This window comes from Paractinoplanes polyasparticus (genome assembly GCF_019710575.1).
Taxonomy (GTDB): domain Bacteria; phylum Actinomycetota; class Actinomycetes; order Mycobacteriales; family Micromonosporaceae; genus Actinoplanes; species Actinoplanes polyasparticus.
In genome coordinates, this window is record NZ_JAHWFK010000001.1 from 923,739 (window position 1) to 949,022 (window position 25,284).

Below are 25,284 nucleotides of genomic sequence, written 5' to 3' on the forward strand. Positions count from 1 at the left end.
CGAGCCACAGATGTACGAATCGGGAGCCGCGAAGCCGTTCCGAGTACCCGAGAAACCGCAGCCCATGCGGGGTTTCCGGAGTTCGCGGAAATCGCCCTCGAATAGCGCCGAACGGGCCTTCCCACCCGCATTCACGTGCTGAGCTGTTGCGGACCCGAGCAAGCCGAAACTGGGAAGGACCAAGGAGATGCGCAAGAAGAACAGCCGGCTCACCGCCGGCGCGGGCCTGCTGGCCGGAGCCGTTCTGGCCCTGGGCCCCGCCGCCGCGGCACTCGCCACCGAGCCGGACCCCGGCGCCCGCGCCCAGGGCGCCTGGACGGGCGGTCCGTCGATGACTCACGACGCCCCCAACGTCGTCGTGATCATTCTCGGCAGCCTGGAGGGACTGCCCCCGATGATGGGCTGGCCGATGAGCCCGCCCACACCCGGCGGCGCTCAGACCGGCTGGCCGCCCGACAGCCAGGGCCCCGGCGCCCCGCAGCCCGCGGCACCTGTCGACCAACCGGCACCCGGCGCTCCCGCGGGCCAGGCGGCGCCGGGCGCTCCGCAGCCGGGCGCTCCGCAGCCGGGTGACACGCAGCCCGGCGGCAGCGAGGCGGGCGCAGCCGAGCCCGGCTCCGGCGAGCCGGCCACCAGCCCCACCACAACGCCGGCCCCGGCGGACACGACCACCCCGGCGGACACGATCAACCCGGGGGACACGATCAACCCGGGGGACACGACCAGCCCGACTGAGCCCACTACCCCGGACGGCACGACCACCCCGACTGAGCCCGCCGCCCCGGCCGAGCCGGCTGCGCCGACCGAGCCCACTGCTCCCCTTGCACCGGTAACTCCGACGGAGACCACCACGCCGGCCGACACGACAGCTCCCGCCACGGCTGACACGATCGGAACCGCTACGCCCGACACGACCGCAACCGCTACGGCCGACTCGACTGCGCCGGCGGCGGCCGACGAGAGCCCGAACGTCACCGGCGTCGACCTCACCGGCACCGACACCACGCTGAACGGCACCGCGGGTGAGCCCGCGACGGCAGCCGCCCCGCCCGCCGGCTGACGCGGAACCCTGCCCCGAAACGACATTGGGCCGACGCTCCCTCATGGAGCGCCGGCCCGTCGTCGATCGGGTTACGCCGCGGGCGTTCCGTTCACTGTCAGGTTGCGCAGGCGGCCGCGGTTGTCGAAGGAGCCGAAGCCGACCCGGCCCGACGCGAACGTCGTGTCGCGGGCCGTCATCAGGGGGTCGCGCGAACCGTCGACATAGACCGCGATCTCGCCCGTCGCCGGCAGGTGCTTCACCCGTACGTCGTGCCAGCGCTCGTCGACGATGGCCGGGTTCGCTCCGCGGGAGCGCCCGTTCCACTGGTAGTCGATGCGCTCGCGGTCGGCGTTGTTGACCTTGAAGATGCCGTTGTGGGGCAGGATCGTGTTGTCGGTGGAGAGATGCGCGTAGTAGAACTCCGTGTCCGACCGGTAACCGAACACGATGATCACGTCGCGGTTGGTCAGGGACACCGGCTCGTCCAGGCGGACCTGGGCGCGGATGTCCACCGACGAGAAGACCGGGCCGGCGGTCAGCACCGCGTACTCGAACGGGCGGCGCGGGCCGGGCCGCTGACTGCCCGCCTCGGCCAGGATCACCTGGCCGTTGGTGAACTGCCACTTGGCCGGAGTGACGGGCGCCCAGTTCGACGGCGTGGGAGCCGGCGCGATGCGGACCGGACCGGCGGAGGCGGCGGCGAAGGTCCTGGTTCCGGTCACCTTCCAGATCTTGCCGTTCGCCTTGGCCAGGATGTAGAGCTCACCCCGGGCGTCCGTGCCGAAGCGCAGGTCGACCCGGTTGGGGTCGCCGGGCGCGCCGGGGCCGGAGAGGTCCTGCATCCGCACCGGGATGCCGCCCGGCGTGAACAGGTTCAGCCGGTGGATGGTCGCCGGTGAGCGGCCGCGCCGCATCTCCGAGGCCTCGGTGTAGAGCACGCGCCCGTCGACCAGGTCGCCGAAGACGTACTTGCCGCGCAACGCCGGCACGTCCCGGCCGCGGTAGACGAAGCCGCCCGCCACCGCGACGCCCACGTCGGAGGTGCAGTTCCAGCCGGGCGCCGGGTTGTGGTCGTACGCCGCGACGGGATACACGTAGCCGGTGTCATCGGCCGGCAGCGGGAACAGCCGGTCGCAGGGCGTCGCCGGGGTTTTGTCGAACACGAAGGCCCCTTCGCGCTCGCTCCAGCCCATGTTGTCGCCGGCCCGCACCTCGTAGATGGCCTCGATGGCGTGCTCGCCGATGTGGCCGAGGTAGAGCTTGCCGGTGGCCCGGTCCCAGCTGAAGCGGTGCGGGTCCCGATATCCGTACGAGTAGATCTCGCCCGCCTTGCCGGTCTGCCCGGCGAACGGGTTGTCGCGCGGGATGCCGTACTTCCCGTTGGGCGAATTGGTGCCGGCCGGGTCGATGCGCAGCAGTTTGCCGTGCGGGACGGCCAGGTTCTGCGGGTCGGTGTTGTTCACGCCTTGACCGCCGTCGCCCACGGCGACATAGAGCTTGCCGTACTCGGCGGTCCCCTTGCGCGCGGTCGGGTTGAAGTTGATTTCCTGGATGCCGTGGATCTGACCGCCGAAGCCGATGCGCAACAGCTCGCGGCGAGTGCCCGCGAACGTGTCGGCGGCCGGGTTCGTGGCCTTCCACTCGTTGATGACGCCGTGGAAGAGCACGGTGGTCTGCGCGTAGTCGGGCACGGCCGTGGTCAGCGCGGCCTGCTCGGTGTGGATCGTGTAGAACTGGCCGTTGCGCTTGAAGTCGGGGTGGAACGCAACATAGCCGAAGCCCTGCCCCAGCCCGCGACCCGAGAAGAACTGGGGCGCGAAGGTGGCGGCCACGTCCAGATAGACGCTGGGGACGCCGTTCTTCACGATGTAGAGGTTGCCGTTGAGGTCGGGCACCGCCCGACGGCCGGAGCCGTCCGGCAGCTCCATGATGGTGTTGATCCGGGCGACCCGGTTGAGCCGCGGGTCGATCAGCGGCGGGTTGGTCTCGCTCTTGGGGAACTGCGCGTACTCGGTCAGGACGAGGCCGAGCTTCGAGGTGACCGGCTCGGTGGGAACCGGGTCGTAGATGGGGGCCGGATCGGCGGCGTACGCCGGGACGCCAACCAATGTGGACAGTAACACCGCACCCGCGGCGGCTATGGCCAGTCTGCGCATCGAGACTCCTAGAAGAGGCGGAACTGGTTCGCGACCTCGCGGGGGGAGAGCGAGCGGTCGAGGAACATCAGTGCGTCCATCCGGCAGTCGCACGGATTGCGTTCGAGCGTGTTCTGCGGGAAGCTCCCGCCGATCTTGATGCCGCGGGCGTCGGCCGCGCTGGTGACGTGCGGGCCGGGGCCGTTGATCAGCCAGGGGTCGTCGGTGCGGGTGTAGAAGCCCGGCACCGCCCGGCCGTTGCGGTACAACGCCATCGTGCCCTGGGTGAAGTCGAACGTGGCGGTCAGGTGCACCCACTTGTCCTTGGGCAGCAGCGTGCGCCAGTCCTCGTTCGCGGCGAACGTCTGCGAGTTCCCGCCGTCGATGCGCCGGCCGAGCGCGACCAGCTTGAGCTCGCCGTTGACGTCGATGAGCTCGAGCAGAGCCCGTACGGCGTGACCGTCGGAGTCGCCGGTCAGCACCCCGGCCAGGCCGATCGCGTTGAAGCCGGCGGCCGGACCGTCCATCGAGCGCTTGAACCAGCCCATCACGGCGGCGCCCTCGGCGTTGCTGAACGGGCGCAACGTCCGCACCCCGCTGGCCGAGTAGATGCCGGCCTTCCAGTCGTCGTTGCCGGTCACGCCCGGGTTGACCTGCCGGGTCTGGAGAACGCGCCCACCCCCGGGATAGGCGCGGTCGGCGACCCGCATGGCGGTCCCGCCGTTGACCAGTTCGATCTCGGTGCTGGATCGGCCCTGGTCCTGTTCGAGCGCGGGGTCGCCGCGCAGCGGGTGGTCGAAGTCGTAGTAGGCGACCAGGTTCGGCCGCAGGGAGGGATGGACGATGTCCGGGCCGAAGCGGTTGCCGGCCGAGGCGGGTGCCGCAGCCGCGGTGGCCGCCAGGACAGCGGCGGCAGCCACGGCGACGCGTCCGGTTCTTCGCATGGAACGCACCTCTCGTTACGGGACAGGTGGCTTTTCGGCGGGACGGCCGCCGAGGTAGAGCTCCCCGAGCTGGGGGTCGGCCAGCAGGTCGGCCGCCGGCCCGGAGATGTGCACGCGCCCGAGGTCGAGCACGCACCCGAGATCCGCGGTCTGCAACGCGCGCCGGGCGTTCTGCTCCACCAGCAACACCGCCGTCCCGGCGTCGCGCATCCGCGCGACCTGTTCGAAGATGGTGCTGGTGGCCTTGGGGTCGAGGCCCATGGACGGCTCGTCGAGCAACACGACCTTGGGGTCGACCATGAGCGAGCGCGCGAACTCGACCTGTTTCTGCTGGCCGCCCGAGAGCAGCCCGGCCAGCGAGTGCCACCGCTCCCCCACCACGGGGAACAGCTCTTGAACGAACTTCGCGCGCCGGGACTTGGCGGCCTTGTCCTTGAGGGTGTAGCCGCCGAGCAGCACGTTCTCCTCGACGGTCATCTCGCGGAACACGCTGTGGCCCTGGAGCACCAGCGCCACGCCTTCGGCGAGCATCTTCTGCGGGCCGGCGCCGGTGAGATCCTTGCCGCCGACCATGACCCGGCCGGAGCGCGGGCTGAGCAGACCACTCGCGACCTTGAGCACGGTGGACTTGCCGGCGCCGTTCGGGCCGACGAGGCAGACCACCGACCCGGCCGGAACCGAGACGCTGAAGCCGCGGAGCACGGGTGCGGCCCGGCCGTACCCGGCCTGGACGTCGACGAGTTCGATCTCAGACACCAAGGTAGGCCCCCAGCACTCGTTCGTCGGCGCGGACCTCGGCCGGCGGACCCGCCGCGATCGGCCGTCCGCGATCGAACACCACGATGTGATCGCTGATGCTCATGACGAGGTCCATGTTGTGCTCGACGATCACGAACGTGCGGCCCTCGGCGTTCAATTCGCGCACCAGCGTGCCGATCCGATCGAGCAGGGCCGGGTTGACGCCGCCGGCCGGCTCGTCGAGCAGGATCGTTTTCGGCTCGGCCATCAGCACGCCGGCCAGTTCGAGCAGTTTCTGCTGCCCCCACGACATGTTCCGGGCCTCGGCGCCGGCCAGGTGCTCGATGCCGAGCCGGGTGAGCCAACCATGTGCGCGTTCGGTCTCGTCCTGCCGGTGCGCGCTGCGCAAACCGTGCAACAAACCGCCAGGACGAACAGCCGCGAGCACATTCTCGACAGCCGTCATGCGCGGAAAGACGCGACAGAGCTGAAACGTGCGGCCGACACCCGCCCGCGCCACGACGTGGGGCGCCCTCCCGGTCAGATCCCGGTCGCCGAAGAGCACCGACCCGCTGTCGGGCTTGATCATGCCGGTGACGCAGTTGAAGAACGTCGTCTTCCCGCTGCCGTTCGGCCCGATCAGCGCGTTCACCTTGCCCGGCTGGAACTGGACGTCGGCCCCGTCGATGGCGACCACCCCACCGAAGGCCTTGCGCAGCCCACGCGTTTCCAGCGTCACGAGGTCGCCCCCTCGCGGTCGCGTTTGCGTTGTTCGGCCAGGTCGGCCGCGGTGAACTCGCGGATCGAGCTCTGCTCGCGCTTCCGCAGGCGCTGGGCGAGGCCCGTGACGGACGGGATCACGCCGTCCGGCATGAACATCACGACCAGACCGAGCAGCAGGCCCGTGGTCACCAGGTGCAGCGGCGTGCTGCCGAATTCGACCTTGAAGTACTCGAGCGCGATGCCCACGACGATGGCGCCGAGCACCGGCCCGAACAGGTTGCGGACGCCGCCGAGCAGCGCCATGAGCACGATGTACGAGCCGGTCAGCACCGAGAACTGGAAGACCGGGTCGAGGTCGCCGAACCAGAGCGCATACAGCCCGCCGGCCAGCGCCGTGAAGGCCGTCGAGACCACGAAGACCGTCAGCTTGTACGCGAAGGTCGGCGTCCCGAGCGACTCGGCCTTGTCCTCGTCCTCGCGGATCGCCTTGAGCCCCATGCCGAAGCGGGAACGGTCGAGCAGCCACCACGTCGCCAGCGCCAGGATCAGCAGGCCGCCGTAGAGGAAGAAGAAAGCGCGATGGTGCTCGGGCCGCAGCATGCCCGGGAACGGCCGGGGCACGACCAGGCCGCGCGAGCCGCCGGTGACCGACGACCAGCTCTGGAAGACGAGCAACAGGATGAGCACGAGGGCGATGGACACGATGACGAACGAAGCCCCACGAACGCGCAACGCGGCGAACCCGATCGGCACAGCGAGCGCCGCGACGAGCACCGCGGCCAGAATGAGCGCCACGAAGCTCGGGATGCCGGCTTTGGTGATGAGCAGTCCGGTCGCATAGCCGCCGAGCCCCGCGAGCGCCCCGTGGCCGAGCGAGATGTAACCGGTGAAGCCGCCGACGAAATTCCAGGCGGTGGCCAGCACGGCCCAGTTCAGGACGATCACGCCCGACGACAGGATGTACGGGTTGGGAGCCAGACTCGGAAACACGAGGATCGCCGCGATCAGCACCGCGGCCGCCCCGAGCGGAAGCCACTTGCCGGGAGCGCTCAGATACGCCCCGGCGCCGCGGGTTTGTTGAGCGTTAGTGCTCGTTTCGTCACCGCTGCTCGCCCCAGCAGTGCCACGAGCCTGAGCGTTACCGCTCGCTTGCGCGCGGCCAGGCGATTGAGCTTGGCTGGAGGGCGGAGCGGCGTCAGGCGATTGAGCTCGGCCGGAGGGCGGAGCGGCGTCAGGCGATTGAGCTCGGCCGGAGGGCGGAGCGGCGTCAGAAGCGTTGGGCAAGGCGGCCTCCGAAGAATCCCTGTGGCCGGACGGCCAGGGTGGCGAAGAGCGCCACGTAGAACACGGTCTGGGCCCACGTGGCGCCCATCGGGATCTGCAACAGGCTCTGGGCCAGCCCGAGCACCAGCGCGGCCGCCGCGGCGCCGGGCACACTGCCCAGGCCGCCGACCACGATGATGGCCATCAGCGGCCCGATCCAGTGCCAGTGCAACGACGGATAGATGGTGGTGTCGAGCGACAACGCCGTGCCGCCCACCGCGGCGGTGGCCAGCCCCAGCCCGAAGCCGAAGCCGGCCGTCCGCTCGGTGTCGATGCCGACCAGACGGGCCGCGTCCGGGTGCTGGATCGTGGCCCGCAGCGCCCAGCCGAACTGGGTGCGCTTCATCAGCACGTACAGCCCGGCCAGCGAGACCGCCGCCAGCGCGAACGCGATCAGCTTGACCACGGCCACCCGGGCGCCGAACAGGTTGAAGCTCTCGGTGCCGTAGCCGAGCTGGATGCGCCGCTGGGTGCCCGAGAAGACGTACCCCAGAAGCCCCTCGATGATCAGGGCGATCGCGAACGTGATCAGCACCGACATCATCGTGAGAGTCACCGGGCGTAACCGCGACAACAGGCCGCGCTGCAGCAGCACCCCCGCGCCGAAGAACAGCGGCACGGTCACCACCATCGACAGCAACGGGTCGATGCCCAGCCTGTCGTTGGTCCACCAGGCCAGATACGCCGCCAGGATGAGGAACGCCGAGTGGGCGATCATCACCACCCGCATGATGCCGAAGTAGAGGGTCAGCCCCGCGGCGAGCAGGGCGTACAGCCCGCCGAGGAGCAGACCGAGGATGATGCTCTGTAACAGCAGCGCGCCGGAGGGCATCAGCGGATCACCAGGCCGGCTTCGGGTAGACCATGTCCGCCTCCTTGGCGTCGGCCGGCAGCACGATCTTGATGTCGTTGCCGATCCACTGCTGGATCATGTGTGCGCCCTGCGGCTTGCCGGTGGCGTCCCACTTCAGCGAGCCGACGACGGTGTCGACCGTGTTGCTGTGCAGCCAGTCGATCAGCTTCTGCTGGCACTCGCCCTGCTCGGCGCAGCCGGCGGCCTGCACCGCGGCCCCGACCACCTGCCCAGTTGTGTAGCCGTTGGCCTGGTCCTCCTCGGGCGCCTTGCCGAACTGCGCGGTGAACTTCTCGACGAACTCCTTGTTGCTCGGGTACGGCGCGTCCTGGCTGTAGCCCGTGGGCGACAGGATGCCCTCGGTCTTGTTGCCGATCGCCTTGGCGAACTCGGGGTTGGTCGGGGCGGTCGAGAACGCGGCGAGCTTGGGTTGGTAGTTGAGCTGCTGCAGGGCCACGATCAGGTTGACGCCGTCCTGGTACTGCGAGCCGCCGACCACCATGTCGGGCTTGGCTGCCGCGATCTTGGCCGCGATGCTGCCGAAGTCCGTGGTGTTGGGCGGGTAGACCTCGTCGACGACCGTCTTGACGCCGCCCGCCTCGAGCTTCTTCTTCAGCCCGTACGCGGTGCCCTGCGCGAACGGGTCGTCCATGGCCGCGTACGCCACGCTTGTCGGTCTCTGCCCGGCCGGCAGCGCCAGCAGGTGTTCGGCGAGGTGGTTGTAGTGGTCGTCGGCGACCGCCGGGGCCGCATAGAAGAGGTTCTTGAAGCCCTGGTTGAACACCTCGGCCGCGGCGCCGGCAGGCTCGACGAAGAGCATGCCGTACTCCTGCGCGACACGGGCCGAGGGCACCACCAGGCGGGTCGAGAACGGGCCGACGACCAGGTCGACCTGGTCGCTGCCGATGAGTTGCTCGTAGTCGGCGACGACCCGGTCCGCGTTCGACTGGTCATCGAGGATCTTCAGCTCGATCTGCCGGCCGAGCAGGCCACCCTTGTCGTTGGTGATCTTGGCCCAGGCCTCGTACCCCTCCTGGACGCCCTTGCCGGGCTCGGAGAAGTCGCCGGTCAGCGGCAGCGAGATGCCCACGACGATCGGATCGCCGGACTTCTCACCGCCGCCCTCGTCGCCGCCTCCACCGCACGCGGCGAGGAAAAGTGTTGCGCTGAGCGCGATGGCCCAGGTTGTACGTCTCGCGGGTGAACGCATCCTCGCTGCTCCTTTGCCGGGACGTAAGCGCTTGCGAAAGCGCTTACGTAGCCTAAAGTGATCGATGCGTGACTTGCAACACCCCGGAAACTTATTTGCAGCAATACCGGTGATCCCCCGGCCTGGTGATCACGTCCCGCGACGACTCGTGGAGAGTGGACGCATGCCCAAGCCCGGCGTGAGGTTGCGCCTCGTCGACATCGCCGAGCGTGCCGGCGTCTCGCTCGCCACCGCCTCCCGCGCGCTGGCCGGGCGCGACGGGGTGAGCGAGGAGGTGGCGGCGCGCATCCGGCAGATCTCCGAAGAGATGGGGTACGTCGCCAACCCGTACGCCCGCACTCTGGCCGGCGGGGCCAGCTCGACCGTGGGGCTGGTCGTGCACCAGGTCGACGACCCGTACTTCTCCGAGATCGCGGGCGGCGTCATCCGGGTCGCCGACGAGCAGGGCCTGCTCGTGCAGATCTGCCATTCCGGCCGCGACCCCGAGCACGAACTGCGCCAGATCCGCCACCTGATCAACCAGCGGGTCCGCATCATCATCGTCGCCGGCTCGGGTTTCGCCGACGCCAGGCACGAGACGGCGGCCCGGGAAGAGCTTTCCGGTTTCGTACGCGGAGGCGGGCGCGTCGCGGTGATCGGCCGCCACACGCTGGGGGTCGACGCGGTGCTTCCCGACAACGAGGCCGGAGGGCTCGCTCTCGGGCGGCATCTGCTCGAACTGGGCCACCGCCGCATAGCGATCGCCTCGGGCAGCGCCGACCTGAACACCGTCGTCGACCGGGTGGGCGGTGTCGCGCGCGCCGTGCGCGAGGCCGGCCTGTCGATGAGCGACCTGCCGGTCGTGCACACCGACTTCACCCGCGACGGCGGGGTGGCCGCGACGGAGCAGATCCTCCGCGATCATCCGGAGACGACGGCGATCATCGCGCTGAACGACGCGATGGCCATCGGCGTGCTCTCGACGCTGCGGGCGCATGGCGTTCCCGTACCGGAAAGGATGTCGGTTGTCGGTTTCGACGACGTGTCAGTGGCGGCCGACCTCGCGCCCAGCCTCACGACCATCCGTTTACCCATGACCGAGATGGGCAAGATGGCGCTCGCGCTGGCCCTGCGACCGGCCGCGGCCCGTCCCCGGCGCCGGTCGACCGGTCACACGCTGGTGGTCCGCGACTCCACCGGCCCCGCGCCATTTTCCTGATCCGTTCTAGTTTGCCCGCCTCCGCGTCGGGTAGCCGTTGCCTCGCAGCAACCAATCCGGAGGAGTGCCGACTGATGGACGCCAGCAAGCCCGTCAAGAAAATCAAGGATGCCGTGGACAAGGTGACGACGCCCGGCGATCGCATCCCGGGCTCGCCGGGCAGCGGTACGCCGACGTTGGACGAGCCGACCACGCCCATCGAGCCCCTGCCGCCCAAGAGCGAGCAGGACGCGCCCGAAACCGTGACGCCGACCGGCGCCGCGACCGGTGCTCCCAAGATCAGCAAGAGCCAGCAGGGCGCCTACCTGACGACGTCACAGGGTGCCCGCCTGCGCGACACCGACCATTCGCTCAAGGCCGGGCCACGTGGGCCGATCCTGCTGCAGGACCACCACTTCCGCGAGAAGATCACGCACTTCGACCACGAGCGGATCCCGGAGCGGGTCGTACATGCCCGGGGCGCCGGCGCGCACGGGTTCTTCACCGCGTACGGAACCGCTTCTGACGTGACCAAGGCCGGGTTCCTGGCCAAGGGCAAAGAAACCCAGGTCTTCGTACGCTTCTCGACCGTGCTCGGCTCGCGCGGCTCGGCCGACACCGTTCGCGACACGCGCGGTTTCGCCACGAAGTTCTACACCGACGAGGGCACCTTCGACCTGGTCGGCAACAACATCCCGGTGTTCTTCATCCAGGACGCCATCAAGTTCCCGGACATCATCCACGCCGCCAAGTGGCACCCCGACCGCGAGATCCCGCAGGCGCAGAGCGCGCACGACACGTTCTGGGACTTCGTCTCGCTGCACACCGAGGCCCAGCACCACACCATCTGGAACATGTCCGACCGGGGCATCCCCCGCTCGTACCGGCACATGGAGGGCTTCGGCGTCCACACGTTCCGGCTGATCAACGAGGCCGGCGCGACCGTGCTGGCCAAGTTCCACTGGAAGCCCAAGCTCGGCGTGCACTCCCTCGATTGGGAGGAGGCGCAGATCGCCGGCGGCGTCGACCCCGACTTCCACCGCCGCGACCTGTACGACTCGATCGAGGCCGGCGCGTTCCCCGAGTGGGAGCTGGGCCTGCAGGTCTTCCCCGACACGGAGGACGAGACGTTCGCCGGCATCGACCTGCTCGACCCGACCAAGATCGTTCCCGAGGAGCTCGCGCCGGTGCAGCCGGTCGGCAAGCTGGTGCTCAACGGGGTGCCGACCAACTTCCACGCCGAGGTCGAGCAGGTCGCGTTCCACCTCGGTCATCTGCCGCCCGGCATCGACGTGACCAACGACCCGCTGCTGCAGGGCCGGCTTTTCTCGTACGTCGACACGCAGCTCACCCGTCTGGGCGGGCCCAACTTCTCGCAGATCCCGATCAACCGTCCGCATGCTCCGGTCAACGACATGCTCCGCGACGGCCTGCACCAGCACGCCGTGCACGGCGGTGTCGCGCCCTACCGGCCGAACTCGCTGGACGGCGGCAACCCGTCCACGACGGACACCGGCTTCGTCGACATCCCCGTGCGCGTGGCCGAGTCGACCAAGGTGCGGGAGAACCCGGTCTCGTTCGACGACCACTACAGCCAGGTGCGGCTGTTCTGGCGCAGCATGAGCCCGGTCGAGAAGGAGCACATCGTCCGAGCGTACACGTTCGAGCTGGCCAAGTGCTACGAGCAGGCCATCAAGGAACGTCAGGTGCAGTGCCTGGCCAACATCGACCCGGTGCTGGGTGAGCAGGTGGCCATCGGTCTCGGCCTGCCCGTGCCGGCGCCGACGGTCCCGTTCGACGCGGAGGTCGAACCCAGCCCCGTGCTGTCGCAGATCGGCGGCGAGTGGCCGGCCGACGGCCGCCTCATCGGCATCGTCGTCGACCCGGCAGCCGGCCTGGACGGTGTCGACGAGGTCCGCACGGCCGTCTTCGCGGCCGGCATGGTCCCGCTGGTGATCGCCCCGCACGGCGGCGTGGTCGACGGCGTCACGGTCCAGCGCACGTTCGCCACGGCCCGCTCCATCGAGTTCGACGCGATCCTGCTGGCCGGCGCGCCCGCTCCGGCACCCGACGCGCTGCCCGCCCGCGACGCCAAGGCCGGCGCGCCCTCCTCCCCCGCGGTCGACCCCCGGGTCACCCTGCTGATCGAGGAGGCCTGGCGCCACGCCAAGGCCATCGGCGCCTGGGGTGCGGGAGTCACGGTGCTCGAGCAGACCGGCCTGGCCGGCACGCCCGGCGTCATCGCCGCCGACTCCGCCGCCACCGCCCTGACCGAACTCCAGCCGCTGCTGGCCAAGCACCGCGTCTGGCAGCGTTTCCCGGCCACCGTGGCCTGACGCGCGGCCTGAGTCAGAGACCGAGAACCGGCTTGCACTCGGCGACGCCCGACAGCTCGATGTCGGTGCGTCGCCGGGTCAGCCACTGGTCCCGGGTCATCCGCCAGCGGAGCAGCTCGGCCGGCTCGCCCCGCCGGGTGGCCCAGTCGGTGCCGTTGCGGGTGTAGCCGAGCGCCTCGGAGACCCGGTTGGACGCGTGGTTGTCGGCGAACGCGTCGGTGCCGGCCTCGCGGGCGCCGAACCCCTCGAACGCGAGATGCAGGATTGCCGCCCGGGCTTCCTTGCCCAGCCCGCGTCCGCGGACGCCCGGGGCCAACCACGAGAACGTCGTCACCGTGCCGACGGCGGCGAAGTCGCGGCCGACCAGATCCTGCATGCCCAGCGGCTCGCCGTCGGCGCAGACCACGAAGTAGAGCCGCCAGAACTCGGCGCCGACCCTCGACCGCCCCGACCAGATCCGGCGCATCCAACTCCACTCGCGGTCCGGGCTCTGCTCGTAGAGCGACATCGGATCGTCGAACGGCAACGGCTGGGCCTCGACGACCACGCCCGCTCGCACCACCGGCACCAGGCGTTCCAGCATCTCATCGGTCGCGGCCGCGAGCGTGACCCGCGGCGTGCGCACCCGCAGGTTCAGCGGCGGATAGGTCGACACCACCGGCGCACCGTACCGCTCACAGGCGCTCCCGCCCCACCGGTTTACCGTCGGGATGTCGAATTCGGCGCCGGCCTCGAGCAGACGGACGCGATGTGCGCCGGGCGGCCGCTCAATCGGCGGACGTCCTCGCCGGCGTCGGCGTCTTCCCGGTCAGGTCATTCACCACCAGCCCGATGCAGGCCCGGCGCCCGACGTCGTTGCAGTGCAGGCTCGCGCTCTGCAGAACACCCGCGAACCCGACGCAGCCGAACACCGTCACCCCGACCACCGCAACGGCCCGGACCACCCACCACCCGGTGCTCCCCCGCGGCGTCGGCCGGTCCGCGCCCGGCCCGTGCCCGACCCGCCGGCCGAACTCGTCCAGGTGCTTCTCGTTGTGCGCGTGCGGCCCGATCATCGGCATTCCCCCTTCACGGGGGTAAACGGCCGAGCATGGCCGGGGTTGCGAACACCCAGCGGCGGCAACCGCTTGGCACACAGTAGTCATTGCCTAACGCGCTTGCGGAAACTTACCGTCGTCAATAGATGCCCGATGGCATCCATCGACACCAGGACGGTGTCCATCCCACCTTGTGAAGGCTGGGTTCCGCATGCGCAGATCACGCTCACGCGCCTTCGCTCTGACCGTCCTCCTGCTGCTGGGCACGACGGTGCCCGCCCGACCGGCGCACGCGGCTGCGCCGACCCTGGCCGGCCGGCTGGCCGACGTCCTGAGCGCGAAAACGATCAACTACTACCCGTCGAACGCGGGCTGGACGTCGATGTGGACGAACTTCGACGCCGTGCGCATCGAGGCCGACCTCGACCGGGCGGCCACGCTCGGCGCGGACAACGTCCGGGTCATCGTCTTCCCCCAGGCGTTCGGCTATCCCGAGCCGGACTCCGGGTACGTCGCGAAGCTGGCCCAGTTCATCGACATCGCCGAGGACAACGGCCTCAGCGTCAAGCTGACCCTGTTCGACTGGTGGTCGAACTGGTCCGACGTGGACAACAGCGTCATCTGGGCCCTCACCCTGCTGTCGCCCTACGTCAGCGACCCGCGGGTGATCGCCGTCGAGTTGAAGAACGAGATCCCGCCGGGCAACGCGACCGCGATCGCCTGGGCCCGTGAACTGATCCCGGCGATCCGGGCCACCGCTCCGGCCATGCCGCTGACCCTGACGGTGGACGGCGCCAGCGGCGCCACGGGCATGGCCGGCCTCAAGGCACAGCTCGCCGGGACGCCGCTGGACTACTACGACTTCCACTTCTACGGCCCGTCGGAGCGGTCCCTCGCCGAGATCCGCCGCGCGCAGACCGCGGTTTCCCCGGCCGCGGTGATCATCGGCGAGACCGGTCTGAGCACCCTGTCGTCCACCGAAGGCGAGCAGGCCGCCTACCTCGCCCGCGTCTTCCGGGCGGCCCAGGAGGCGAATGTCGGTTCGGTGGCGCCATGGATCCTCAACGATTTCGCGCCCGGCGCCATCCCGGCGAACTCGTCGGTCTCCACGCAGCCCGCCCAGTACAAATACGGCCTCTTCCACACCGACGCGACTCCGAAGTCCGGCGCCTCGGTGGCCGGCGTCGGGTGGACGGGCGGGACCATCTCGAACAGCGTCCTCAACCTGGGGTTCGAAGCCGCCGCGATCGACTCGCCCTGGCGGCAGTATCTGCCCCAGGCCGGTGCCGCCGTCATCACGACCGAGACGGCCCGCACGGGCAGCCGGTCGGCCCGGTTCTCCGGCACCACCCGCACCACCAGCGGGCTGCCCTCCCTGGTCACCTCGCCCGTTACGCCGGTTCAGGCCGGGCTCGCCTGGCACGCCGAGGCCTACGCCAAGGGCAGCGCGGCCACCGGCATCACCGAGGTCGCCCTGAGCTGGTTCGACATCAACGGCACGTGGGTCGGCCAGAACACCTCCAACCGCCTGCCGACCGGCACGTCCACCTGGACGAAACTCGCCGTCGACGCCACCGTTCCCGCCGGCGCCGTGAGCGTCCAGCTGCATCTCAAGTCGGGCGACAACACGGGCACCGTGTGGTTCGACGACGTCGCGGTGACCTGAGGCGGCCGAAGGGCCCACCCCGCAGTCGCGGAGTGGGCCCGGGATGCTCAGGGTGCTTCGACGGTGTGGAGGGCCGCAACCTCCTCGTCGGTCAGGGCGCGGTTCCAGGCGTGCACCTGGTCGACGGCGCCGGACCAGTAGTCGGTCGGGTTGCCGGCGTACTTGGCCCGGCCGACCGACAGGGGGCCGGTGCTGATCACGTCGGGGCCGGCCGGGACGGCGGCGGCACGCTTGCCGTCCACGTAGAGGCGGGCCTCGCCGGTGGCGTGGTCACGGACGCCGACCAGGTGGTACCAGCGGTTCAGCTCGGGCGTGACCTCCTGGCGGGCCCGGTTGCCGCCGGGTGTGCTGAAGGCGAAGGCGCCCTGGCCGTACTGGAGGTAGAACGGGTTCTCGCGGGCCCGGCCGTCCTGGCTGAGCGCGCTGGCGTAGTTGCCGGGCAACTCGTCCAGCGTCACCCAGGCCGACACCGAATAGTCCTTGGTGGTGTCGAGGATCGGCGCGGCGGTGCCGGCCGAGTCGCCGTCACCGTCGAACTTCAGGGCCGAGCCGCTCACGCCGTCCACCCAGGACGTGTCACCGCCGAGTGTGAGGGACGCGCCGCCGCCGCTGTCGCGGGCGGTGGTCCCGCTGCCCTCGTCGAGGCTCCAGTCGCCGCGGCCGGGGAACGACGCGTCCGACGCCGCCTCGGCGCCGGCCTTGATGATGGCCGCGTTGATCTCGCGTACGGGACCGGGGTCGACCTTGATCTCGCGCCGGTCGTACGTCCAGAGGCCGTTGAGCTCGGTCTCCAGGTCGGTGATCTGCGTGTAGACCGAGCCGGACAGCTCGGCGCCGGCCGCCTCACGGTAGAACCGGTCGGTGTTGTCGACGTACTTGGCGGTCAGCGCGGCCTTGTCGGCGACCCCGCTGTAGATGACGGCCGGCGGGCCGGGCCACATGTGACCGGGGGTCCGCAGGGTGAAACCGCCGTGCTCGCCGTCCATCGCGATGCGCGTCGCGTCGGGGTACGGCGGGTCGTTGTTGACGTAGTCGTGGTGGTCGATCACCTCGCCCTTGCCGGAGTCGCCCTTGGAGGAGCAGCAGTTCACACCGCTGTGGGCGTTGAGGATCCGGGACGGGTCGGCCGCCTTCGTCTCCTCGGCGATGCGCCCGGTCGCGGCCCGGTCCCACTCGCCCCAGCCCTCGTTGAAGACGATCCAGCCGATGATCGACGGGAAGCTGTGCAGCTGCTTCATCATCTCGCGGCCCTGGCTGAGGAACGCCTCCTGACCGGCCGTGCTGTTGATGTCGGCCGACACGAAGTCCTGCCAGACCAGCAGGCCCAGCTCGTCGGCGTGCCGGTACCAGCGGGCCGACTCGACCTTGATGTGCTTGCGGACGGCGTTGAAGCCGAGCTTCTTCGTCTCCACCAGGTCGAACCGGAGCGCCGCGTCGCTGGGCTGGGTGTGGAGCCCGTCCGGCCAGAAGCCCTGGTCGAGCGTGGCCAGCGAGAAGATCGGCTTGCCGTTGAGCACCAGCTTGGGGAAGCCGCCGACGTTCTTCACCCCGACCGTACGCAGGCCGAAGTAGCTCCGTACGGAATCGGAATTGCCCAGCTTGACGTCGAGGTCGTAGAGGTACGGGTCGTCCGGGCTCCACAGACGCGGGTTGCTGACCTTCAGCGTGAGCGGCGAGTTGGCCGTGCCGCTCACGGCGCCGACCTTGCGGCCCCTCTTGTCGAACGCGGTCGCGGTGACTTTGGCGTTGGTGGCCGAATGGACAACCACAGTGGCCGAATCGAGCGTCGGAGTGATCGAAACCTGATCGATCGAGGCCGGGGCGACCGGTTCCAGCCAGACGGTCTGCCAGATGCCCGACGACGGCTCGTACACGATGCCGCCCGGATTGAGCGACTGCTTGCCCTTGGGCTGGTTCGGCCCGGTCACGTCGGTGACCGCGACGATGATCTCCTGCTGACCGGTCCGTTTGAGCGCGTCGGTGATGTCGGCCGTGAAGGCGTTGTAGCCGCCGGTGTGCTCGGTGACCAGCTTGCCGTTGACCCAGACCTTGGCCTCGTAGTCGACCGCGCCGAAGTTCAGCTTGACGCGCTTGTTCTTCCAGTTGCCCGGCACGGTGACGAGCTTGCGGTAGAACATGTGGTCCTCGCGCCGCTCGAGTCCGGACAGCTGCGACTCGACCGGGTAGGGCACGGTGATCTTCTCGGCCAGCTTCTTGCCGAAGACCGGCTGCTCGCCCGCCTCGGCCGCGGCGAACTCCCACGGCCCGTTCAGGTTGAGCCAGTCCTTGCGGACGAGTTGGGGCCGCGGGTACTCCGGCAGCGGGTGCCGCTTGTCGACCTTGTCGCCCCACGGCGTCGTGAGCCGGTGTGTCGAGTTGTTGGCCGCCGAGCGGACGATCTGCGGAACAGGTTCACCGCCGACGACCAGGCCGCCGGTGCCGTCGTAGCTGACGCGAACCTTCTGGTTCTTCTGCACCGTCGCGCCGAGCTTGACGACGATCCTCTTCCCGTCCCGCCGGACCGAGGTGATCGGGAACGGGGTGGTGTCCACCTCGACCGTCGTCTTCTGAGCGAATTGGCCGAGTGTTGTCACTCTGGCGTCGAAGTCGGCGGTCAGCGTCGTGCCGGCCTTGTCGACCGCGAAGGCCACCGGGAACACCTGGAAACCGTCGGGCGGGGTGAACGCCGACTCGGGCACGATCTGCTTGCTGATGCCGGCGCCGGCCCACCGCAGGTACAGGTTGGCGCCGCCGATGTCCTGGAACATCTCGATGCGTACGGTGCGGGCCTCCCCCGCCACCAGGCGCACCGGCGCGCTGGTCTGCTCGACGTCCCAGTCGCCGACCCAGTGGTCGATCACCGGCTGGTCGTCGAGGAAGAAGCGGAAGCCGTTGTCGCCGATCATCGAGAACGTGTAGTCGCCGGTGGCCGGGGCGGTGAGCTTGCCGGTCCAGCGGGCGGTGGTGTGCTCGGTGCGGCCGGTCAGCGATTCGAACGTGCCGACCAGGCCGGGCAGGTCGACATTGGGATCGAGCGACACGCCGCCCAGCTCCGCGAAGTCGCGGGCGCCGGGGGCGGACATCCGGAAGTACTCACCCTTGAGACCGTGGACGGTCACCGCGGCCTGCGCGGGGGTGGGCACGACGAAGACGGACACAACCAGAAGGAGGGCCAGAAGCCAGGGACGCAGGGAAGATCGCGGCATCGAGTGTTTCCCTTCGATCAACGACGCGTTGCGACCACATTCAGGCATTTACATGCGTGATGTCAACAGAATGAAACAGGTATCGACATTTCCGCGAACCGGTGTGCCCGGACGGACCACGGCCGCGCCCGGGGGTACGCTCCCGGTGTGATCGGGCTCGAGCTGCGCCGGGCGCGCCAGGCCCTCGGGTTCCCGCCGGTCGCCCAGGCCGACGACGACGGGCTGCTCGCGGTGGGTGGCGACCTCAGCCCCGAGCGCCTCCTGGTCGCGTACGCGAACGGAATCTTCCCGTGGCCCAGCAAGCGCACCCCGCTGTTGCCGTGGTTCTGCCCCAGCCCGCGTACGGTCCTGATTCCCGGCCGGATCTCGGTGAGCCGAAGCGCCCGCAAGACGATGCGCCGCGCGCCGTTCACCATGACCTACGACCGGGCATTCGCCGACGTGATCGCGGCCTGCGCCACTGTGCCGAGGCACGACGGCGGCACGTGGATCACGCCGGCCATGGTCGAGGGCTACATTCGCCTGCACGAGCTGGGCTTCGCGCACTCCGTCGAGGCGTGGAGCGGTGACCGGCTCGTGGGCGGCCTCTACGGGGTCTCGCTGGGCGCGGCCTTCTTCGGCGAGTCCATGTTCCGGCTCGAGTCCGAAGCCTCCAAGGTCGCCCTGCTCACGCTGCTCGACCAGCTGGCGGCCTGGAACTTCCACTTCGTCGACTGCCAGATGATGACCCCGCACGTCCGGCGCCTGGGCGCGGTCGACTGGGAGCTCGACGAGTTTCAGTCCGCGCTCGAGCGGGCGCTGGGCGTGGAGACCAGGCGAGGACGCTGGTCGGGCCCGACCCGCGCCACCAGCACATAGGCGAACAGGATCGCCATGACGGCGACGCCGGCCCACATCGCCTGCTGCCAGCCGTCGACGAACGATTCCTGGGCCGCCCGCACCACGGCCGGCGTTGCGTGGCCGGCGGCCAGGGCGTTGGCGATGCCGTCGCGGGCGGCGCCGGCGACTTCGGCCGGCACACCGTCGAGCCGCGTGTCGACGGCGTGCCGGTAGCCGGCCGAGACGATCGCCCCGAGCAGGGCGACGCCGAGCGCAGTGCCGAATTCCCGGGTCACGTCGTTGAGGGCCGAGGCGACACCCTGGCTCTCCCGGGGCAGGGCGGCGGTGATCGCCTCGGTGGACGGGGTCATCGTCAGGCCCATGCCGAGGCCCATGGCCAGCATGCCCGGCAGCACCGACAGGTAGCCGCCGTCAACCGACACCAGGACCGCCATGAGGGCCAGGCCCGCAGCGCTGAGGGCGATGCCCGCGGGCATCGTCGCGCGGGACCTCAGCCGCGGGGCGAGACCGGAGGCGGCCATCATGAGCAGCGCCATCGGCATCAGGGCGAGCGTGGACCGCAGGGCGGACCAGCCCAGCACCGCCTGGAAGTAGGGGAAGAGCACCACGAAGATCCCGGCCTGCACCCCGAACAGGACCAGCAACGCGACGGACCCACCGGCCAGCCGCCGGTCGCGGAAGAGACGGACGTCGAGCAGCGGGACCGGCGTGCGCAGCTCCCAAGCCACGAAGGCAGCGGCGGCCAGCGAGCCGACGAGCAGCCCGGCCAGTGCCGGCGCCGAAGTCCAGCCCCGCTCGGGCCCCTCGTGCAGCGCGAAGATGAGCCCGACGGCGGCAACGGCTGAGGTGAGCGAACCGATCGCGTCGAACCCCCGCCCTTCCCGCGAGTTCGGGGCGGATCGCAGGGCCAGGACGCCCGCCACCACGACCAGCGCGACCGGCAGGGCGAAGAGCCAGCGCCAGCTGGCCACGTCGACCAGCAGCGCCGACAGGTACATACCGAGCAGGCCGCCACCGCCGGCGACGCCCGTCCACACGCCGATCGCCTGGGCCCGCCGCTCGTCCGGGAAGGTCGACGTGATGACGGCCAGCGTGACCGGCATGATCATGGCGGCCCCGACCCCGGCCAGCAGCCGCGCCGCGATCATGACCTCGGTCGCGGTGGCGAGGCCGGCGGCGGCACTGGCCACGCCGAAGACGACCAGGCCCGCCAGCAGCACCGGCTTGCGGCCCCACCGGTCGCCGACCGCCCCCAGCGGCAGCAACAGGGCGGCCAGCGTGAGCGTGTAGGTGTTGATGATCCACAGGACGGTGGACTGCGACGCGCCGAAGGCCACGGCGATCTCCTGCTGGGCGACGTTGAGCCCGGAGACCGAGGCGATGACCGCCATGAGGGCGACGCAGACGGCGATGAGGATCGAGCGGAGCTGGGCTGGAGCAACGGGATCGGACATGCGGAAAAGCTAAACCCGCAATGCGCGTACGACATAAGGCCTTGCCAGAACTGCAAGAATCAGGCTTCGTGGACGGTGATGATCTCCACCGGATCGCGCAGGGCCCCCACCGAGTGCGGGGTCGTCGTCGCGAACTCCGCCTTTTCGCCCGGACCGACCGCCATCCGGCGGGCCCCGAGGTGCAGCAGCGCGACACCGCTGACGACGGTGAACCACTCCCGGCCCGGATGCACGGCCAAATGCCCCGGCCCGGTGAGCCGCTCGGCGGTGATCCGCATCTTGGCCACCAGCCGGCCGCCGGGCCGCCCCGGCTCGCCCGAGAGGATCCAGGTGGTCAGGCCCGCCTCCTGGTGCCGGGCCGGCCGCAGGGCATCGGACGAGGGCTCGACGAGGTGGTCGCTCGTGGTGCCGAGCGCTCCGGCCAGGGCGGCCAGCTGGTCGAGGTCGATGCGGCGGCGGCCGGTCTCGATCCGGCTCAGCGTCGACGGGCTGAGGTGACTGCGGGCGGCCAGCGCGTCCAGGCTCCAGCCGCGGTCCCGCCGCAACTGCCGCAGGCGGCGCCGGACGACGTCGGACAGCTCGATCTCTGACATCCCACCCACGGTACCGAGCAGTGCCGATACCGCAAGTACTCTTGCCGGAACGGCAAAGGCTTCGCCGGAGCCGGCCGTACGCCCTCGGGCCGGGGTGATCACATAGGCTCTGCGGATGTTCGAGGCCTCGCGCATCTGCCGCTGTGTCATCTGCCACGACTACGGCGATCGCGACGACTACGACGCGGCCGACCGGGGCGTGATTGCCAACGTGGAGACGTTCGGGTGGAGCGTCACCGGCGTCCCGGCCGACCACGAGGGGCCGGGCTGGGCGTACACGATCGGCCGATGGCACAGCCGGGGCGGGGCCGAGCTGGCCATGTTCGGGCTGGATCTGGAGGTCATGCAGGCCTGCCTGAACATCCTCGGCAAGCGTGACGACCTCGCCGACGGCCAGGCCCACGACGATGTCGTCAACCGCTACCCCGTGCGCCTGCGGGAGGTCGAGCCGGACTGGTACCGGGCCTTCTTCGGCCAGGGCATCTGGTTCTACCGGCAGCCGCCGATCCCCTTCCTCGAGGTGGTCTGGCCGGACCGGGACGGCGCGTTTCCCTGGGACACCGGCAGCCTCGCCCAGCCCCACCTCTGGCTCCCGCCCGGCGAGCACACGCCGGGCGTCTGGACCCAGGACGTCTGACAACGTCAGGGCGCGTACGTGGTCACCGTCGACCCGGTCGTGCCGTACAGCCGCCCGTTGGCCACCATCGGGGCGCCGCGCAGGGCCGAGGTCTTCGCATCCAGCTTGATCGGGCTGCCCGTACGTGCGTCGAAAGCTGCCAGGGGAAGCCCGGTGTCCCGCCAGCCGTAGACCACCCCGCCGCCGATCGCGAACGTGATGGGGGCGTCCTCAGCGAAGGACGCCGTCCAGACCCGTCGGCCGTCGCGCGCGTCGACCGCGATTGTTTCGTTGTCGAGGGTGTGCAGGTAGATCCGTTTGCCGTCGGTGGCGAATCCGGTTGTCGCGCCGTGGCTGGGGAAGGTCTCGAGGACGGCGCCGGTGGCCGCGCTGACGCTGCGGATGCGCCCGTCCGGGTCGCATCGCATGTAGAAGGTGGAGCCGTCGGGCGACCCGCCGATCGGGGTGAAGCAGCCCGCGCCGGCCGGCCACAGCGCCTTGCCCGTCGTGACGTCGACCGCTGTGGTCGTGCCGTCGCCCACCACGAGGATCCTTCCGCCGGCGGCGATGGTCTCGCCGCCGATCGATCCCACCCGGGCCCAGACCCGGGAGCCGTCGGCGACGCGGTAGGCCCGGATGCCGTACTTGCTGATCGTCGCGTCCCACACGCTGCCGACCACGACGCCCTTGTCGACGAGCAAGCCGTACATGGTCTCGGGGATCCGCTTGCGGTAGAGCTCCTTACCGGTGGTCACGTCGTGGGCGGCCAGGAAGGTCTTGCCGGAACGGCAGTCGCGGGACTGGGCGATCAGCCTGGTCCCGACGATCGCGGCCAGGCTGATGTCCGTCTTCCTGCTCGTGGCGGGCGTCTGCCAGACCGGCGCGCCGGTGGTCGCGTCATAACCGCTGATCCGGTACGAGGCGGCGGTGACCAGCCGGTTCGCGCCGACCAGGGGCACGGCCGGGGCAGCGCAGGTCGCCGCCGCGAGCGGAACGTTCCAGCGCGGCTTCAGCTTGGCGGCGGCGGCCGGGGTCAGCCGGGTCTCGCCCGCGTTGAAGTGGTCGCCGGTCGCGTGGGCCGCGGCCTGTCCCCAGGCGTCGGGAGTCGTGGCGGCGGCCGGGACCGGGGCGGCGGTCGCGCTGATGGCGGCGACCACGACAACCGCCAGGTGACGACGTTTCACGGCAACTCCTCGGGACGGGGCAAGAAGATCACCGTAGGGAGGAATGCCGCGTCCGTAGGCGTGCCGGGCCAGGGGCTCACCCGGTCGAGCGACGGCGAGCGGCCGGACGTGGCGCCGTGCGGGAGGGCGGCGCGACCAGCCGAGTGGCTCCCGCCGACCGATAGAATCGCCGGGCATGGGACAAGGACTGGTGCCGTACCTGTGCTGCGCCGACGCCGCGTCGGCCATCGAGTTCTACACGTCCGTGTTCGGTGCGAGCGAGACGCAGCGCTGGACAGCGGACGACGGGCGGATCGGGCACGCCGAGCTGGATCTCGGCGGTGAGCCGTTGTACCTCGCCGATGAGCATCCGGAGATCGGCGTACGAGGCCCGCTCGCCCACGGCGGCACGGCGGTGTCGTTCGTGCTCACCGTGGCGGACGCCGACCTCACCGTGGCCAAGGCGCTGGAGGCGGGCGCCACCCTCGAGCGCCCGGTCGTGCTGCAGGACGACGGGGCCCGCGCCGGCTGGATCGTCGACCCGTTCGGCCATCGGTGGAACCTGAGCACTCCGGTGGAGGAAGCACCGGTGGACCAGCTCCGCGGCCGGGTCGGCGATCGGTACCGGATCACCGGCTAGCGCGGCGCAGGAACCTGGGCGGCGAGGAACTTCGGGGCCATCTCGCAGTAGCTGTCGGTGAGGAGCTCGGCGATCTCTGTCCAGTCGGTGTGGTCGCCGAGGATGACGCCGGCGACGTTGTGCCCCCAGCCGGCGCGGAAGAACGGGAAACCGCTGCTGGTCAGGCCGAGCAGGTCGTCGGCGGGCACGCGGAAGGTCATCAGGGTGGGCTGGTCGCCGACGACCAGATGCCGGGGATAGTCGAGCTGACGGTCCGGGTCGGCGGTGTAGACGTGGGCGACCGTCCGCTGACGGATCCGCCAGCGCACGCCGATCCAAGCGGGTTCCTCGTACGTCTGCGGCAGACCCTGGCAGATCGCTCGCAGCCGATGCAGAACGTCCGGGCGCACATCTCCGGGAGCGGACATGGGCCGACAGTACCGGGAGGGTACGACAACGAATGCCGTCCGAAGCTCACCGATCCGCGATGCGCCGGGCCACCTGGCGGGCCTCGATCCCGGCCTGGCGGAGCATGCCGCCCAGGTTGATGTCGTAGCCGGCGAACCAGAGTCCGGGGCGGGCGGGGGCGCCGCCGTGGACGTGCGGCACGCCCGTGTCGTCGAACAGGGACGGGTCCTCGAACAGCTCGCGCAGGCCGGAACCGTAGCCGGTGGCGGCGACGAGGACGTCGGGCTCGACGGAGGAGCCGTCGGCCAGCCGTACCGAGGAAGCTGTGAAGCCCTGCACGGCGGCCACCGGGCGGACCCGGCGGGCCATCACGTCGCGGACGATGCCGACGTCCTGCAGCGGCACGTAGCGGCCGGCGAGGTGGCGGGTCATCAGGCCCTGGGCGGGGCGGCCGATGCCGTACGGGCGCAGGTCCGGCACCTCGAGGCGGGCCATCACGGTGGCCATCGGGTCGAAGAGCCGCGCCGGGAGCCGGCCCAGCAGGACGCCGTTCATCTGGGCCGGCCAGCCCGCCACCGCGCGGCGCACGATGTGCGGTGGGGTGCGGATCGCGATGGCCACCGAGGCTGCCCCGCCCTCGGCCAGGTCGGTGGCGATCTCGGCGCCGCTGTTGCCGACGCCGGCGACCAGCACGTGCTTGCCGCGGAACGGCTCCGCGTTGCGGTACTGCGACGAGTGCACCAGCGTGCCCGCCCATTGATCGCGGCCCGGCCAATCCGGCACCGCCGGCGTGTGGAGGTAACCGGTGGCGACGACGAGCGTCCTCGTGGTGTGCACGCCGCCGCCTTCCAGCTCGAGCGACCAGCCGCCGTCGACCGGCGCGATCCGCCGGGCTGTCGTGCCGGTCCGCACGTCCAGGGCGAACTTCCCGGCGTACGCCTCCAGGTAGCGCACCAGGTCGTCCCGCTTCACCCACCGCCCGTACCCGCGCGGGATCGGCATGCCGGGCAGCCCCGACAGCCGGCGGGTGGTGTGCAGGCGCAACCGGTCGTAGCGGCCGCGCCAGCTGGTGGCTACCCCCGGCCCCCGCTCGAGGACGACGCTGTCCACACCGCGGGTCTTGAGCTGGGCCGCCACGGCCAGGCCAGCCGCGCCGGCCCCGAGCACTGTCACGTTCTGCACGCGGTGCAGCCTAGAGCTC

Annotated in this window: 22 protein-coding genes; 7 read left to right on the top strand and 15 right to left on the bottom strand. The window is 70.5% G+C overall.

All coding sequences use genetic code 11. The features are described 5' to 3' along the window. Positions 1-187: 187 nt before the first annotated feature. Positions 188-1,060 (top strand): hypothetical protein, encoded by an 873-nt coding sequence (locus KXC43_RS04945; protein ID WP_221374649.1) that lies wholly within the window; start codon positions 188-190, stop codon positions 1,058-1,060. 71 nt (positions 1,061-1,131) lie between these two features. Here KXC43_RS04945 and KXC43_RS04950 read toward each other — a convergent pair whose 3' ends face one another. The 7 genes from KXC43_RS04950 to KXC43_RS04980 form a co-directional block, all read right to left on the bottom strand. Beyond that, on the bottom strand, positions 1,132-3,198 hold the full coding sequence (locus KXC43_RS04950) for a PQQ-dependent sugar dehydrogenase (RefSeq protein ID WP_221374650.1): 2,067 nt from the start codon (positions 3,196-3,198) through the stop codon (positions 1,132-1,134). Between the two features lie 8 nt (positions 3,199-3,206). Beyond that, the gene (locus KXC43_RS04955; protein WP_221374651.1) at positions 3,207-4,121 is read right to left on the bottom strand and encodes a LamG-like jellyroll fold domain-containing protein; all 915 of its coding nucleotides are present in this window, start codon (positions 4,119-4,121) and stop codon (positions 3,207-3,209) included. A gap of 15 nt (positions 4,122-4,136) precedes the next feature. Continuing rightward, a complete protein-coding gene (locus KXC43_RS04960; RefSeq protein ID WP_308128958.1) occupies positions 4,137-4,877 on the bottom strand; it encodes an ABC transporter ATP-binding protein in 741 nt (246 codons plus the stop codon). After that, on the bottom strand, positions 4,870-5,598 hold the full coding sequence (locus KXC43_RS04965; RefSeq protein WP_221374653.1) for an ABC transporter ATP-binding protein: 729 nt from the start codon (positions 5,596-5,598) through the stop codon (positions 4,870-4,872). The genes KXC43_RS04960 and KXC43_RS04965 overlap by 8 nt, the downstream gene beginning before the upstream one ends. Next, positions 5,595-6,593 (bottom strand): branched-chain amino acid ABC transporter permease, encoded by a 999-nt coding sequence (locus KXC43_RS04970; protein ID WP_308128959.1) that lies wholly within the window; start codon positions 6,591-6,593, stop codon positions 5,595-5,597. Before KXC43_RS04970 ends, KXC43_RS04965 begins: the two co-directional genes overlap by 4 nt. Positions 6,594-6,849: 256 nt before the next feature. Continuing rightward, the gene (locus KXC43_RS04975; RefSeq protein WP_221374654.1) at positions 6,850-7,737 is read right to left on the bottom strand and encodes a branched-chain amino acid ABC transporter permease; all 888 of its coding nucleotides are present in this window, start codon (positions 7,735-7,737) and stop codon (positions 6,850-6,852) included. Positions 7,738-7,744: 7 nt separating this feature from the next. Further along, positions 7,745-8,968 carry an amino acid ABC transporter substrate-binding protein gene (locus KXC43_RS04980; RefSeq protein ID WP_221374655.1) on the bottom strand — a complete coding sequence of 408 codons (1,224 nt, stop codon included), beginning with the start codon at positions 8,966-8,968 and terminating at the stop codon, positions 7,745-7,747. A gap of 163 nt (positions 8,969-9,131) precedes the next feature. On the opposite strand from KXC43_RS04980, the gene KXC43_RS04985 reads away from it, so the two are divergent. After that, positions 9,132-10,166, top strand: coding sequence for a LacI family DNA-binding transcriptional regulator (locus KXC43_RS04985; protein ID WP_221374656.1), 1,035 nt, complete (start codon positions 9,132-9,134; stop codon positions 10,164-10,166). Positions 10,167-10,240: 74 nt separating this feature from the next. Further along, entirely contained in the window at positions 10,241-12,481 is a 2,241-nt protein-coding gene (locus KXC43_RS04990) for a catalase (RefSeq protein WP_221374657.1), read from the top strand. Positions 12,482-12,494: 13 nt separating this feature from the next. Here the strand turns inward: KXC43_RS04990 and KXC43_RS04995 are convergent, their stop codons facing one another. Then, positions 12,495-13,139, bottom strand: a complete 645-nt coding sequence (locus KXC43_RS04995; protein WP_308128960.1) for a GNAT family N-acetyltransferase — start codon at positions 13,137-13,139, stop codon at positions 12,495-12,497. Between the two features lie 109 nt (positions 13,140-13,248). Continuing rightward, a complete protein-coding gene (locus tag KXC43_RS05000; RefSeq protein WP_221374658.1) occupies positions 13,249-13,536 on the bottom strand; it encodes a hypothetical protein in 288 nt (95 codons plus the stop codon). Positions 13,537-13,729: 193 nt separating this feature from the next. On the opposite strand from KXC43_RS05000, the gene KXC43_RS05005 reads away from it, so the two are divergent. Further along, a complete protein-coding gene (locus tag KXC43_RS05005) occupies positions 13,730-15,184 on the top strand; it encodes a cellulase family glycosylhydrolase (protein ID WP_221374659.1) in 1,455 nt (484 codons plus the stop codon). A 47-nt stretch (positions 15,185-15,231) separates the two neighbouring features. On the opposite strand, the gene KXC43_RS05010 is transcribed toward KXC43_RS05005, so the two are convergent. Next, the gene (locus KXC43_RS05010) at positions 15,232-18,390 is read right to left on the bottom strand and encodes a LamG-like jellyroll fold domain-containing protein (RefSeq protein ID WP_221374660.1); all 3,159 of its coding nucleotides are present in this window, start codon (positions 18,388-18,390) and stop codon (positions 15,232-15,234) included. A gap of 147 nt (positions 18,391-18,537) precedes the next feature. Between KXC43_RS05010 and aat the strand changes: the two genes are divergently transcribed. Beyond that, a complete protein-coding gene (gene aat / locus KXC43_RS05015; protein ID WP_221374661.1) occupies positions 18,538-19,248 on the top strand; it encodes a leucyl/phenylalanyl-tRNA--protein transferase in 711 nt (236 codons plus the stop codon). On the opposite strand, the gene KXC43_RS05020 is transcribed toward aat, so the two are convergent. Both KXC43_RS05020 and KXC43_RS05025 read right to left on the bottom strand, forming a co-directional pair. Then, complete coding sequence (locus KXC43_RS05020) at positions 19,167-20,684, bottom strand: MFS transporter (protein ID WP_221374662.1); 1,518 nt, start codon at positions 20,682-20,684, stop codon at positions 19,167-19,169. The two genes, aat and KXC43_RS05020, sit on opposite strands and share 82 nt — an antisense overlap. 59 nt (positions 20,685-20,743) lie before the next feature. Continuing rightward, on the bottom strand, positions 20,744-21,277 hold the full coding sequence (locus KXC43_RS05025; RefSeq protein WP_221374663.1) for a helix-turn-helix domain-containing protein: 534 nt from the start codon (positions 21,275-21,277) through the stop codon (positions 20,744-20,746). A gap of 115 nt (positions 21,278-21,392) precedes the next feature. Between KXC43_RS05025 and KXC43_RS05030 the strand changes: the two genes are divergently transcribed. Continuing rightward, the gene (locus KXC43_RS05030; protein ID WP_221374664.1) at positions 21,393-21,914 is read left to right on the top strand and encodes a DUF4262 domain-containing protein; all 522 of its coding nucleotides are present in this window, start codon (positions 21,393-21,395) and stop codon (positions 21,912-21,914) included. A 5-nt stretch (positions 21,915-21,919) separates the two neighbouring features. Here the strand turns inward: KXC43_RS05030 and KXC43_RS05035 are convergent, their stop codons facing one another. Beyond that, the gene (locus KXC43_RS05035) at positions 21,920-23,077 is read right to left on the bottom strand and encodes an outer membrane protein assembly factor BamB family protein (protein ID WP_221374665.1); all 1,158 of its coding nucleotides are present in this window, start codon (positions 23,075-23,077) and stop codon (positions 21,920-21,922) included. A gap of 175 nt (positions 23,078-23,252) precedes the next feature. Between KXC43_RS05035 and KXC43_RS05040 the strand changes: the two genes are divergently transcribed. After that, a complete protein-coding gene (locus tag KXC43_RS05040; protein ID WP_221374666.1) occupies positions 23,253-23,696 on the top strand; it encodes a VOC family protein in 444 nt (147 codons plus the stop codon). On the opposite strand, the gene KXC43_RS05045 is transcribed toward KXC43_RS05040, so the two are convergent. Both KXC43_RS05045 and KXC43_RS05050 read right to left on the bottom strand, forming a co-directional pair. Further along, positions 23,693-24,103, bottom strand: a complete 411-nt coding sequence (locus KXC43_RS05045; protein ID WP_221374667.1) for an MmcQ/YjbR family DNA-binding protein — start codon at positions 24,101-24,103, stop codon at positions 23,693-23,695. The two genes, KXC43_RS05040 and KXC43_RS05045, sit on opposite strands and share 4 nt — an antisense overlap. A 46-nt stretch (positions 24,104-24,149) precedes the next feature. Further along, complete coding sequence (locus tag KXC43_RS05050) at positions 24,150-25,265, bottom strand: flavin-containing monooxygenase (protein WP_308128961.1); 1,116 nt, start codon at positions 25,263-25,265, stop codon at positions 24,150-24,152. Positions 25,266-25,284: the final 19 nt, after the last annotated feature.